Below are 13,030 nucleotides of genomic sequence, written 5' to 3'. Positions count from 1 at the left end.
ATTTTCTCAAAAGCGTGCCAGCATCATTATGAGTGAACAGTCGTCAGCCCATCTGGGAATTCTTTCACTGACAATAAAGGATAAAGCCGTCCTTTATTCTGCCTATATGCCGTTTATCAAAAACGGCGGCCTCTTTGTTCCCACCAACAAGAGCTACGAAATTGGCGATGAGGTGTTTATGCTTCTGACGTTGATGGAAGAGCCGGATAAAATACCTATTGCAGGAAAGGTGGTTTGGGTTACGCCCCGCGGAGCCCAAGGCAATCGTACATCGGGTATTGGTGTGCAGTTCTCTGAGCAGGACGCAGCAGCGAATGCGAAAATTGAAGAACATCTTGCAGGCATGCTTACATCAGACCGACCTACACATACGATGTAGAACGGAGGCCCGGGGTGTGGTTGTCCCGTAGATATAAGCCGTAAGCATCTGAAAATAATATTAAAAAACACTAAACGACCTTACACAGTCATTGAACCTGCCGTCCGCTAAGCAAGCTGTCGGTGAAATACGCGGTGGGTTGCTAATGCGCAGAAAACTTAAGAATTAACTCGATATACTGGTCATAACGCTTTGATTTTTAAAAAATTTTGGCAAAAAAGTGGGCTCCAAAAGGAGCCCAATAAGACCATTAGGAGTGAAACATAAAGGAAGTTAATCCTCTATCACGGAACATTGGGTTTGTTCCGGTGACATACCATTCCTGCGAGGAAATGGGGTCATCGTTATAATAATGCGATTAATCGGAAATATTCCATACTTTGTTCACGACGGACTAGTTCATTTACGCATATGCGCATATCGTTTTGATAACCAGAGGGAGCTAAAAAGCTGATATGAAGCGCCATAAACCCATTTTAGGTGTGTTGGAGGGCTTCTACGGCAGGCCTTGGTCTGCGTCATCAAGATTGTTAATGGCCGAGTGGTTGCCGGCTATTGGAATCGACGCCTACCTCTACGCCCCGAAAGCCGATGCGTATCTGCGAAAGGCCTGGCAGAGCCCATGGCCGCTACCAGAGCGGGCGCACCTGGCGGCAGTTGCCCAGCGGTGCGGCAGGAATTCCCTATCGTTCCATGTGGGCTTGTCTCCCTTTGAGCTTTACCGCGATTACAATCGCTCCGCCCGCGAGTCTTTAAAAGCCAAGGTTGGAGAGATTATCGACTTGGGTGTGTCGGGCTTGGCGGTCCTCTTTGATGACATGCCGGGTGATCTTGATAGCCTTGGTTCTCGACAGGCTGAGATTTGTGGAGACGTACAGCACTGGGTCGCTGATAAAGCGGTGGCCTTGCGTGTTTGCCCAACGTATTACAGCGATGACCCCATTCTCGATCAGATTTTTGGTCCGAGGCCGGACGGCTACTTAAAGTCTCTGCACGATGAACTCGACGGTGCGTACGAGGTGTTCTGGACCGGCCCCGCAGTGTGCTCCGAATCCATTAGCCCATTATCGCTCGAGGTCGTTAGCAGCGAGTGCGCAGGGAAGATAGCAATTTGGGACAACTATCCAGTAAACGATAGTCGCGCGAGATCCCCACATGTTTACGTCGAAGCCCTGAGCGGTAGATCCCCAGAGATAGGAGGCCTTATTGGAAGCCACTGGTGCAATGCAATGAATCAGCCTGCACTGTCACTCCCGGCACTCGCTTCTTTGCCAACGCTCTACGGTCAGCAGTCCACCCGGTTTGCGGAGGTGTGCGCCGCGGCAGGCTTGAGCGAACATTTAGTCCAAGCCTGTGTCACGCTGGCCACGCAGGGTCTCGATCAGATCAATCCGGCGAAGCGTGCTGGGTTGGAATCATTAGCTGAAGTCGATAGTGTGGCAGCTCTGGAATTGCGCGATTGGCTGTCTGGCGGCTACGAATTTGACCCAGACTGCCTTACCTGTTGAAAGGCATGTTGCCGACAACCCAAGCCTGTGGCAAAATCGCGCCCCTCGAAGGTGCCCGGCTCAGGCCTTGCTTTCGATAAATTTCTAGAAATATCAATGTTTTGCAGGTGAATTCAGGGATTTTCGATGTACTCTGAAGGCAACTTGGTCAGTATGCGGGAGTGGCGGAATTGGTAGACGCGCTGGATTTAGGTTCCAGTGCCTTATGGTGTGAGAGTTCGAGTCTCTCCTTCCGCACCAATCAGGGGCTATGTAAAGCCCCGCCAAAGAATGAGTTACAAGGGATCACCAGATTATGCAGGTTTCTATAGAAACAACGTCAAAGCTGGAGCGCCGGCTGACCGTTGGAGTACCGGCCGAAACCGTCGACACGCAAGTCGATGAGCGCCTCCGTCAGGCCGTCAAGAACGTGCGTCTACCCGGCTTTAGGCCTGGGAAGGTGCCATTAAAGGTGATGCGTCAGCGCTTTGGTCCCGGAGTTCGCCAGGAGGTGCTGGGCGAAGTGATGAGTCGCAGCTTCCAGGAGGCGGTGACCCAGGAAAAACTAAAGCCTGCGGGCCAGCCAACCATCGAGCCCCGCAACATGGACGCCGGCAAGGACCTCGAATATATCGCGACCTTTGAAGTGTTCCCCGATGTCGAGATTGTCGAGCTCAAGGGCTATCCGGTAGACAAGCCCGCAGCCGAAGTTTCCAGTGATGACGTAGACAACATCATTGAAGTATTTCGTAAGCAGCGCGGAAGCTGGGAAGAGGCAGGGCGTCCCGCAGCAGACGGCGATCGCGTGAACATCGATTTTGAAGGTACTCGCGATGGCGAAGCGTTCGAAGGCGGCAGCGCAGAAGGTAGCGATCTTGAGCTTGGTTCCGGTCAGATGATTCCAGGCTTTGAAGACGGCGTGGTCGGTATGACTGCGGGTGACGAAAAAGTACTTTCGCTGAGCTTTCCAGACGACTACCACGCTGACGAGCTTAAGGGCGCGGCAGTAGAGTTCAAAGTCACCTTGAACAAAGTACAAGAGATGCAGTTGGCACCGCTAGACGCGGAGCTTTACGCGGCATACGGACTTGAAGGCGACGACGAAGGCGAGTTTCGCGCCGAAGTTGAGCAGAATATGGCCCGAGAGCTGCGTAATGCGGTAGATGCGCGCGTCAAGAAGCAGGTTATGGACGCGGTTGTTGAAGCCTATGCTGATCTGGACGTTCCCGCAGCACTAATTTCGCAAGAGACTGATGCGCTGCGTAACCAGATGTTTCAGCAGTTCGGCGGCTCTGCTCCGGAAGGCATGGATCTTAAGGCGATCCTTCCAGATGACATGTTTGCGGCGAATGCCGCACGACGTGTCAAGTTGGGTTTGGTTCTGGCGGAACTCATTGCGCATTACGAACTCAAAGCTGATGAGGACGCGCTGCGTAGCGCGGTAGAAGAGATCGCTTCAACTTATCAGGACCCGGAAGAGGTTGTTAACTGGTATTTTGGAAACCAGGAGCAGCTCGCGGCCGTACAATCTAAAGTCCTCGAGGATAAAGTGGTTGAACGTCTGCTGGAATCTGCCGCAATCAATGAGTCGGTGTGTACCTACCAAGAAGCTATTGCACTGGGTCAGCAGGCTAATCAGTAGTCAACGAAAGAGCGTCAGGAGCTAACAAGGTATGTTGAAACAGATCGAAGGAATTGCACCCTCAGTTCAATCACTCGGCCTCGTGCCCATGGTGGTTGAGCAGACGTCGCGGGGCGAGCGTTCCTACGACATCTACTCACGTCTTCTCAAAGAGCGTGTAGTGTTCGTGGTGGGGCAGATAGAGGACCATATGGCAAACCTCATTGTTGCCCAGCTGCTGTTTCTTGAGTCCGAAAATCCTGACAAAGACATACACGTGTATATCAACTCGCCCGGAGGATCAGTGACTGCAGGGCTGTCAATTTACGACACCATGCAGTTTGTTAAGCCCGATATCAGCACTATGTGCCTGGGTCAGGCTGCCTCCATGGGCGCCTTCTTGCTCTCTGGTGGCACCAAGGGAAAACGTTATTGCTTGCCGAATGCTCGAACAATGATTCACCAGCCCAGCGGTGGTGCTCAGGGTCAGGCTACGGATATCGATATTCAGGCGAAGGAGATCCTGATTATTCGTGAGCGTCTTAATCGTCTTATGGCCGAGCACACCGGGCAGTCTCTGGAGGTTATCGAACGTGATACCGAGCGGGACCGCTTTATGGATGCAGAGCAAAGTAAGGAATACGGTTTGGTCGATGAGGTCGTCACTGCGCGGAGCGCTGGCAGCAGCGCGTGATTCAGTATCAGCTTTGTCCCACTGATATCTCTCTTCGACTTGCATTAGGAGGCGAAAAACATCAACCTAAAAGCGCTGGCAGTATCGTGGGAGGCGAAGTGAGCCAATGAACAAGGATTCATCAGGATCAGATGACGGTGGCAAGCTTTTGTATTGTTCTTTCTGCGGCAAAAGCCAGCACGAGGTTCGGAAGCTGATTGCTGGCCCGTCGGTCTTTGTGTGCGACGAGTGCGTTGACCTTTGCAATGACATTATTCGCGAAGAGGTGCAGGAAAGCGCATCGGAGGACGGTGAAGAAAAGCTTCCCGTTCCAGAGGAAATCAACGCCATTCTCGACGAGTACGTTATTGGCCAAAAACGGGCCAAGAAAGTACTGTCTGTCGCTGTCTACAACCATTATAAGCGTCTCCGTCACGGTAACTCCAAGAGTAACGATGTAGAGCTTGGGAAAAGTAACATTCTCCTCGTCGGGCCCACAGGTTCGGGCAAGACCTTGCTCGCAGAAACCCTCGCGCGGTTGCTTGATGTTCCCTTTACTATCGCCGACGCTACCACGCTGACAGAAGCAGGGTATGTGGGTGAAGACGTAGAAAACATCATCCAAAAGCTGCTGCAGAAGTGCGACTACGATGTTGAAAAGGCGCAGGTCGGTATTGTCTATATCGATGAGATCGACAAAATCTCTCGCAAATCTGACAATCCCTCGATCACCCGAGACGTTTCCGGGGAGGGCGTTCAACAAGCGCTTTTGAAGCTCATCGAAGGTACCGTAGCCTCGGTCCCACCTCAGGGCGGCCGCAAGCATCCCCAACAAGAGTTTCTGCAGGTCGATACCTCAAACATTCTCTTTATCTGTGGTGGCGCGTTTGCTGGACTGGATAAAGTTATTCGGGATCGATCCGAAAAGGGCGGCATAGGCTTTGGTGCAGACGTTCACAGTAAAGACGCAAAGCGTAATGTGGGCGAAGTTCTGTTTGACCTGGAGCCCGAGGATTTGGTGCGGTACGGACTGATCCCTGAGTTCGTGGGGCGCTTGCCGGTGATAGCGACGCTGGAAGAGCTTGATGTTCCTGCTCTTGTACAAATCCTTACCGAGCCACGCAACTCGCTGACCAAGCAGTACAGCAAGCTCTTCGATATGGAAGGCGTTGAAATAGACTTCCGAGAAGATGGTCTTCGCGCGGTGGCTGAGAAGGCCATGGATCGTAAGACGGGAGCCCGTGGTTTGCGGTCTATCCTTGAAGGCGTATTGCTGGACACGATGTATAGCATCCCCTCGCGGGATGATGTCACCAAGGTCGTAGTGGACGAGTCTGTGATTCGGGGAGATTCCGAACCGCTGCTGGTCTACCAGAACAATGAGCCTGTCCGGGCGGCTGCTCCAGAAGAATAGGTTCTGCGACGGGCCTCGTGCCCACCGAACGAAGATCTATATTCGACTCCCATGTGACTTGTAATTAGCGCGTTCGGCCCCATTAATTGTGAGTCTGAAATACCATATCTGATTTCTGGTCTGACCTGGAGAACACGATGGGCGAGCACCCCGTACTAGAACTTCCTTTGCTGCCACTGCGCGATGTTGTGGTGTATCCGCACATGGTCCTGCCCTTGTTTGTGGGCCGAGAGCGCTCTATAGAGGCCCTTGAACACGCGATGGCCAATGACAAGCAAGTTCTTCTGGTAGCGCAGCGTAATGCCTCAGACGATGATCCTCGGGCCGACGACATCTACCAGGTCGGTACTGTGTCCAATATTCTGCAATTGCTAAAGCTCCCTGACGGCACCATCAAAGTGTTGGTTGAGGGCGGGTTTCGCGCAGCCGTTGATTTTGTTAATGACGATGGCGACTTTACTGTTGCCGGCGTGCGAGAAATTGAGGCGGATGAACCTGATGAGGACGAGGCAGAAGGTCTGCTGCGTACGACTGCCAGCAACTTCGAAAAGTACGTGACGCTCAGCAAGAAGGTACCTGCGGAAGTGCTTACCTCCCTCACAGGTATTGATGAGCCCGGACGACTTGCCGACACAATCGCCGCTCATATGGGCGTGGAACTCGGCCAGAAGCAGAAGATTCTCGAGATTTCGTCGGTGAAGGCGCGATTGGAGTACCTGATGGGGCTAATGGAAGCCGAGATCGATGTCTTCCAGGTCGAAAAGCGTATCCGTGGTCGTGTCAAAAAGCAGATGGAGAAGAGCCAGCGCGAGTACTACCTGAATGAGCAGATGAAGGCGATTCAGAAAGAACTTGGGGAGATGGATGAAGCGCCTAACGAGGCGGATGAGCTCGAGCAACGAGTCGCTGACGCTAAAATGCCAGAGGAGGCCAGGAATAAAACTCTGGCAGAACTTGGCAAGCTTAAGATGATGTCACCTATGTCGGCTGAAGCCTCGGTATTGCGTAGCTACATTGATTGGATGGTGAGCGTGCCATGGTCGAAGCGCAGCAAGGTTAAGCATGACCTTAAGCGTGCCTCCGATATTTTGGATGCGGATCACTACGGGCTTGAAGAAGTCAAAGAACGCATCCTCGAGTATCTCGCCGTACAAAAGCGCGTTCGTAAAGTAAAAGGCCCGGTACTGTGCTTGGTCGGCCCCCCAGGCGTAGGTAAGACCTCGCTGGGGGAGTCGATAGCGCGGGCGACCAATCGTAAATTTGTTCGCATGGCTTTGGGCGGCGTACGCGATGAAGCCGAAATACGCGGCCATCGTAGGACTTACATTGGCTCCATGCCAGGAAAGTTGCTGCAGAAAATGTCCAAAGCCGGAGTTCGAAACCCGCTGTTTCTCCTGGATGAAATCGACAAGATGGGTATGGATAACCGGGGAGATCCTGCGTCCGCACTGCTGGAAGTCCTGGACCCCGAGCAGAATCATCAGTTTAACGACCACTACCTGGAAGTCGATTACGATCTGTCGGATGTGATGTTCGTTTGTACTTCTAACACCATGAACATCCCGAGCCCCTTGCTTGATCGTATGGAGGTCATTCGTCTTCCCGGATACACAGAAGATGAAAAGCTCAACATCGCGCAGCGCTACTTGATCCCCAAGCAGATTAAGCGCAACGGACTGAAAGACGACGAACTCAGTATTGGTGAAGATGCGGTGATCGATATGATTCGCTACTACTCCCGCGAAGCCGGCGTACGCGGCCTCGAACGCGAGATCGCCAAGATTTGCCGCAAAATGGTGAAGGGCATCACGCTCAAAGAGATTGAGTACGGTTCAACAGTGAACTCTGAAATGTTGTCGACGCTGCTGGGAGTCAGGAAGTTTAACTACGGTGTGGCCGAAGAAGAGAACAAGATTGGTCAAGTGACCGGTTTAGCCTGGACGTCCGTAGGGGGTGAGTTACTCACTATTGAAACAGCCGCTGTCCCTGGAAAGGGCCGCTACGTGAAGACGGGTTCATTGGGTGATGTGATGCAGGAATCCATTCAAGCTGCGAGCACAGTCGTCCGTAGCCGCTCTCAGATGCTCGGAATACCCGCGACTTACCATGATCGCCACGATATGCACATTCACGTGCCCGAGGGAGCGACACCCAAAGACGGGCCCAGCGCCGGCGTAGCCATGTGTACGGCGCTTGTATCAGTGTCCACAGGGATTCCTGTGCGTGCCGATGTCGCCATGACGGGTGAAATCACGCTCCGTGGTGAAGTGCTGCCTATCGGTGGGCTCAAAGAGAAGCTTTTGGCTGCCCGGCGGGGAGGAATCAAGACAGTAATCATTCCCAAGGAGAACGAACGTGATCTTCAGGAAGTCCCAGATAACATTAAGGCGGATCTGGAGATTGTGGCCGTAAAGTGGATTGATGAGGTCCTCGCGATCGCCCTGGAAAGTCCTCCGGTACCCCTAAGTGATGAGGACTACTTGGCAGGCACTGCTCGGTCTCAGGCAGAACAGGGTAGGGATGGGGACAAAAAGCGCATAAACACCCATTAAAGCGTTGATTTAGCAAGCCTGCGGTTGACCCGTTAGAGGCCGCTGGTATAGAGTCTCGCTGCTTTTAAGTACTTAGCGACAGGCATAGAAATACCCGTTTCAGTCGCCACTTTGGCTACTGACGACGACTAACAATGACAAACGCAGCACTACTAGACATTCGGTTTGATTTACTCGTTACAGACCGGTAAATAGCCTCGAAACAGATGGGGCTGTAGTTCAAATAGCCGGAACAGGCTTGATACGGAATTTGCGCAAATCCGCAATCCGACACATTACAATTTTACGATCTAAAATTTAAAAGGGGACCTTTAGTGAACAAATCAGACCTTATCGACGCTATTGCATCAGCTGCCGACATCAATAAATCCGATGCCGGTCGCGCACTCGATGCCGTAGTGGATAGCATTACCGACACATTGAAACGTGGCGACCAGGTTTCTCTCGTCGGTTTCGGTACGTTTTCTGTGAAGCACCGCGCAGCTCGTGATGGACGCAACCCGCAAACGGGTGAGACCATCAAAATCAAAGCGTCTAACGTGCCAGGATTCAAGGCTGGTAAAGCCCTGAAAGAAGCCGTTAACGAGTAAAGCCTCGCTGTAGCGAATGCCTGCCACCTTAGTGAGTAACCAGAGGACGGGTAGTCGCACATATAGCGATTTTCATGCAAGGCGCACCTCGGTGCGCCTTGTGCGTAAAGGCTGAAAGCCGATATGTTTTTTAATTTTTACACCATCACCTCAGGGTAGTAGATCAATGCTGCAGGATATCCGGGCGAATACTCAGGGAATGGCCACCAAGGTCATCATCGGGCTGATCGTTATTTCGTTTTCCATCTTTGGTATCGAGTCGCTTCTTTTTAGTGGAGGCTCTAACGGGGTTGCCGAAGTCAATGGCGAGGAAATCTCGCCGTTTGCATTGCAGCAGGAGCTGTCCGTACAGCAGCGGCGCCTGCTGTCCATGTTGGGTGAAGATGCCGACCCTGCTTTGCTTGATCAGGCACAGTTGAGTCAACAGGCGCTTGAGACACTGATCCAACGCGAAATTATCAAGCAAGCTGCAGGTAATATGGGGCTAAACACTTCCGACAAGGCAATCGCCGACATTATCGGCTCCATGCAGCAATTTCAGATTGACGGACAGTTTTCGCCAGACATGTTTCAAGGTGCTTTGGCCAGTGCCGGATTCACCCCCGCACTATTTCGTGAACGCCTAGCCGAAGATATTGAAATCGGCCAGTTACGGGCAGGCATTGCAGGCAGTGATTTCAGTACTGATGCCGAGCTTCAACTAGCTTCATCGATAGCTCTGGAGGGTCGAGACGTACGTTACATCAGCTTACCCCTGCTTGATTTTATCGCCACGGTCAATCTTAGCGATGAGGCTGTCGAGGCGTTTTACGAGGAAAATCCGGCGCGTTTTCAAAGTGAGGAAAGCGTCGTTCTTGAGTACCTTGAGTTAGGTATCGATGGCTACCGCAAAGATGTGGATGAAGCCCGTTTAAGGGAAGAGTTCGAGTTGGTTCGGGATGAATTTGAGCTCGCAACCGAAGCGCGTGTTTCGCATATTCTCATTGAAGGTTCAGATGACGACCGCGGCACAAGAGTTGCAGAGGCACAGACCGCACTGAGCCAGGGAATGGAGTTTGGCGAAGCAGCAGTGGCCTTCTCTGACGATATCGGGTCTGCTCAAGAGGGCGGAGATCTGGGCTACACAGCTGGAGACACGTTCCCTGAAGCCATGGAGGAAGCCATCGCTGCACTGGCTGTGGGTGAGCAGTCTGGCGCGGTGGAGACCGAAGCTGGAACGCACATCCTGCTAATCACGGACCGACGAGAAGGCAGTAGCGTCAACTTTGAGGATGTCGCGGCGGAGTTAGAGGAACGAATTCAAAGCATAGACGCGGCGGCGGACCTACTGGTGGACGTCGAACGACTGCGCGATATCGCGTTTAACGCGGCAGATTTGGATAACCCGGCTGAGGCATTGGATCTTGAAGTACAAAAATCAGACGCTGTGAGCCGTAATCAACGAGAGGGGCTTTTTAGTCGCCCAGTGTTGCTTCAAGCTGCGTTCTCAGAAGATGTGCTCGAGGCCGGTCACAATAGTGAAGTTATCGAGCTCGGTCCCGAGCAGTTTGTGTTGCTGCGAGTGGCGGAACGACGCCCTGCGGCTCTTAAGCCCTTAGCTGATGTTCGGTCGGCGATTGAAGTCGAATTGCGTGAGCGCCTGGCAAAAGAGGCCGCCGCCGCGCAGGCCATGGAACTCATGGCTGCGTTGCAAGAGGGAAGTACGGTTGAAGATGCAGCGAATGCTGCTGGCTTGCAGTGGCAAGTTGAGCTGGGCGTACGCCGCGATAGTCGAAGCCTGCCGCCCGTAGTACGTGAGAGACTGTTTGCAATGTCAGCACCGCAGGACGGCAGTTCCACGCGAGAGATTGTGGACGCAGATCCGGATGCAAGCTATTTGGTCGAACTAGCACGCGTCAGTAGCGGAGACCCAGAAAGTCTACCTGCGCAGGAGCGCGCGAGCCTTCGTCAACGCATTGCCGGAGAAACCGGCGGAACCTTACAACAGCAGTTTGAAAGCAGTCTCCGCGGCCGCGCTGAGATCGTTGTCTACTAGGAGGCCTCTTTAAGACGCTTAAAGGTCTGGTCAATACGATAGTCTCTGCAACTTCAGGACTGCCAAGTCCTGGTGTTCTGGCATCCTGGTCGCCTGAGCTCAGTGGCGACATCGACATACGCATACTTGCCGACGGTAGTTGGACGCACGAGGGCTCGCTTGTTCAGCGAGAAGGCCTTGTGCGCGTGTTTGCTTCCTTGTTACGGCGGGAAGACGATGGCCACTACTATTTGCTAACGCCCGTGGAAAAGTGGCGCATACAGGTGGAGCGGCATGCGCTGGTGGCGATAGACTGCGAACGAACGGGCAATAATGGCGATGGGGTTTGGCAAGTGCTGCTAAACACCGGCGGACGCTGCAACATCGGCGGAAAATACAAGCTGCAGGGCGCTGGCAAAGACGGTGAGCCCTTTGTTTACTTGCCCAACGGCCTTACCGCGCAGATAAGCCGGGCAGCTTGGTACCGCCTTCTGGATTCAGCCGTGATCGAAGAGGGTCGTGCCTACATTATCAGCGGTGGCGAAGAGCTTACCCTCGGCGCCACCGACTGAGCCCATCACATGTTGGGGTAGTTAGGACCGCCAAACCCTTCTGGGGTAACCCAGGTAATGTTTTGGGCGGGATCCTTGATATCGCAGGTTTTGCAATGCACACAGTTCTGCGCGTTGATCTGAAAGCGCTTCCCTTCAGCGTCCTCGATAACCTCATACACACCAGCCGGGCAGTAGCGCTGCGCCGGTTCATCAAACAGTGGCAGGTTCGACTCTATAGGCACACTGCTGTCCGCTAGCGTCAAGTGACAGGGCTGATCTTCCTCATGATTCGTGTTCGATAAAAACACGGAAGAGAGTATGTCAAAGCTGATCACATTGTCTGGTTTTGGATAGTTGATTTTCGGACAATCTGCCGCAAGCTTGAGTACTGCGTAGTCAGGCTTGCTGTCATGCAAAGTGAACGGCGCTTTTCCACCAAAAATATTCTGATCGACCCACACCATCGCAGCGCCGAGCATGAAGCCAAACTTATGCATGTAGCCTGAATAGTTCCGTGTGCTGTGGAGTTCGTCGAACAACCAGGAGTCGCGCATCTTGGTTTCAAAACTGTCGAGCTGGGCGGGGGGAGAGTCTGACAATAGAGCCTCCACTACGGCCTCAGCGGCGATGAGACCGCTCTTCATGGCTGTATGATTACCCTTAATCTTGACGGAGTTAAGGGTGCCTGCATCACAACCGATCAGGAGACCACCGGGAAACTGCATTTGTGGCAAAGAGTTGATGCCGCCCTTGGCAATAGCCCGCGCCCCATAACTCAGCCGGGAGCCTCCTTCGAGATACTTGAGTGTCTCAGGATGATGCTTCCAGCGCTGAAACTCCTCATAGGGAGACACATGTGGGTTGCTGTAGTTAAGGTCAGTAATAAAACCGATATAAACCTGATTGTCATCCGCGTGATAGAGGAACGCGCCTCCACTGGAACCGCTTTCTTTGAGCGGCCAGCCAAGGCCATGAACAACCAGTCCAGGCTGATGCTTCTCCGGTGGGATTTCCCAGATTTCTTTGATACCAAGACCGTAATGCTGTGGGTCTTTACCGTCATCAAGTCCAAACTTGCTGATGATTTGCTTGCCAAGATGCCCACGGCAGCCTTCGGCGAAAAGCGTGTAGCGGGCATGGAGCTCCATACCGCGCATGTAGCTATCTTTGTGGTCACCCGTGGCACCGATCCCCATGTCACCCGTAGCGATGCCCTTGACCGTTCCGTCCTCGCCGTAGAGTATTTCTGAGGCGGCAAACCCGGGATAAACCTCGACGCCAAGGTTCTCGGCTTGTTCGGCCAGCCAACGACAGACGTTACCCATAGATACGACGTAATTGCCTTCGTTGTGGGTAGGCTTTGGAATAGCGAAGTTCGGCAGCTTTATCGCTGACTTTGCTCCGGTGTAGAAGTAAAAATGATCTTTAGTCACTTTGGTCTTCAGCGGCGCGCCCATCTCTTCCCAGGTCGGAAACAGTTCATTCAGCGCACGAGGCTCTAGAACAGCGCCAGATAGAATATGCGCGCCCACCTCCGAGCCTTTTTCCACAACGCAAACCGTAAGTTCGCGATCGTTTTCCTGCGCCAACTGCATAATTCGGCATGCCGCTGACAGTCCTGCAGGGCCGGCTCCTACGATAACAACATCGAATTCCATGGACTCACGTTCCACTGTATAACCCCTTTTGCTTTGGTGCCGCGCCCAAGACTGGACGACGGCTTAATCAAACGTCAATTATAGAGTT

The 13,030-nt window shown here is 53.0% G+C and carries 10 protein-coding genes and 1 tRNA gene; 10 read left to right on the top strand and 1 reads right to left on the bottom strand.

Going from position 1 to position 13,030, the window contains the following annotated elements:
* Positions 1 to 28: 28 nt before the first annotated feature.
* The 10 genes from ACI9KD_RS04580 (at position 29) to ACI9KD_RS04535 (ending at position 11,302) form a co-directional block, all read left to right on the top strand.
* Entirely contained in the window at positions 29 to 379 is a 351-nt protein-coding gene (locus tag ACI9KD_RS04580; protein WP_414979977.1) for a PilZ domain-containing protein, read from the top strand.
* A 455-nt stretch (positions 380 to 834) separates the two neighbouring features.
* Complete coding sequence (locus tag ACI9KD_RS04575; protein WP_414979976.1) at positions 835 to 1,887, top strand: beta-N-acetylglucosaminidase domain-containing protein; 1,053 nt, start codon at positions 835 to 837, stop codon at positions 1,885 to 1,887.
* Positions 1,888 to 2,042: 155 nt separating this feature from the next.
* Positions 2,043 to 2,127 (top strand) — tRNA-Leu (locus tag ACI9KD_RS04570).
* A gap of 55 nt (positions 2,128 to 2,182) precedes the next feature.
* The gene (gene tig / locus ACI9KD_RS04565; protein ID WP_414979975.1) at positions 2,183 to 3,508 is read left to right on the top strand and encodes a trigger factor; all 1,326 of its coding nucleotides are present in this window, start codon (positions 2,183 to 2,185) and stop codon (positions 3,506 to 3,508) included.
* Between the two features lie 31 nt (positions 3,509 to 3,539).
* Entirely contained in the window at positions 3,540 to 4,181 is a 642-nt protein-coding gene (clpP, locus tag ACI9KD_RS04560; RefSeq protein WP_414979974.1) for an ATP-dependent Clp endopeptidase proteolytic subunit ClpP, read from the top strand.
* A 106-nt stretch (positions 4,182 to 4,287) separates the two neighbouring features.
* Entirely contained in the window at positions 4,288 to 5,574 is a 1,287-nt protein-coding gene (clpX, locus tag ACI9KD_RS04555) for an ATP-dependent Clp protease ATP-binding subunit ClpX (protein WP_414979973.1), read from the top strand.
* Positions 5,575 to 5,711: 137 nt separating this feature from the next.
* Entirely contained in the window at positions 5,712 to 8,126 is a 2,415-nt protein-coding gene (lon, locus tag ACI9KD_RS04550; protein ID WP_414979972.1) for an endopeptidase La, read from the top strand.
* A gap of 314 nt (positions 8,127 to 8,440) precedes the next feature.
* Complete coding sequence (locus tag ACI9KD_RS04545; RefSeq protein ID WP_414979971.1) at positions 8,441 to 8,716, top strand: HU family DNA-binding protein; 276 nt, start codon at positions 8,441 to 8,443, stop codon at positions 8,714 to 8,716.
* A 166-nt stretch (positions 8,717 to 8,882) separates the two neighbouring features.
* The gene (locus ACI9KD_RS04540) at positions 8,883 to 10,751 is read left to right on the top strand and encodes a SurA N-terminal domain-containing protein (RefSeq protein ID WP_414979970.1); all 1,869 of its coding nucleotides are present in this window, start codon (positions 8,883 to 8,885) and stop codon (positions 10,749 to 10,751) included.
* Positions 10,752 to 10,777: 26 nt separating this feature from the next.
* On the top strand, positions 10,778 to 11,302 hold the full coding sequence (locus tag ACI9KD_RS04535; RefSeq protein WP_414980001.1) for a DUF1285 domain-containing protein: 525 nt from the start codon (positions 10,778 to 10,780) through the stop codon (positions 11,300 to 11,302).
* A gap of 5 nt (positions 11,303 to 11,307) precedes the next feature.
* On the opposite strand, the gene ACI9KD_RS04530 is transcribed toward ACI9KD_RS04535, so the two are convergent.
* Positions 11,308 to 12,957 (bottom strand): electron transfer flavoprotein-ubiquinone oxidoreductase, encoded by a 1,650-nt coding sequence (locus ACI9KD_RS04530; protein ID WP_414979969.1) that lies wholly within the window; start codon positions 12,955 to 12,957, stop codon positions 11,308 to 11,310.
* Between the last annotated feature and the right edge of the window lie 73 nt (positions 12,958 to 13,030).

Source organism: Congregibacter sp. (genome assembly GCF_047617445.1).
Taxonomy (GTDB): Bacteria; Pseudomonadota; Gammaproteobacteria; order Pseudomonadales; family Halieaceae; genus Congregibacter.
The sequence above is the reverse complement of the archived record's forward strand: the minus strand, read 5'-3'. Positions and strand labels throughout refer to the sequence as shown.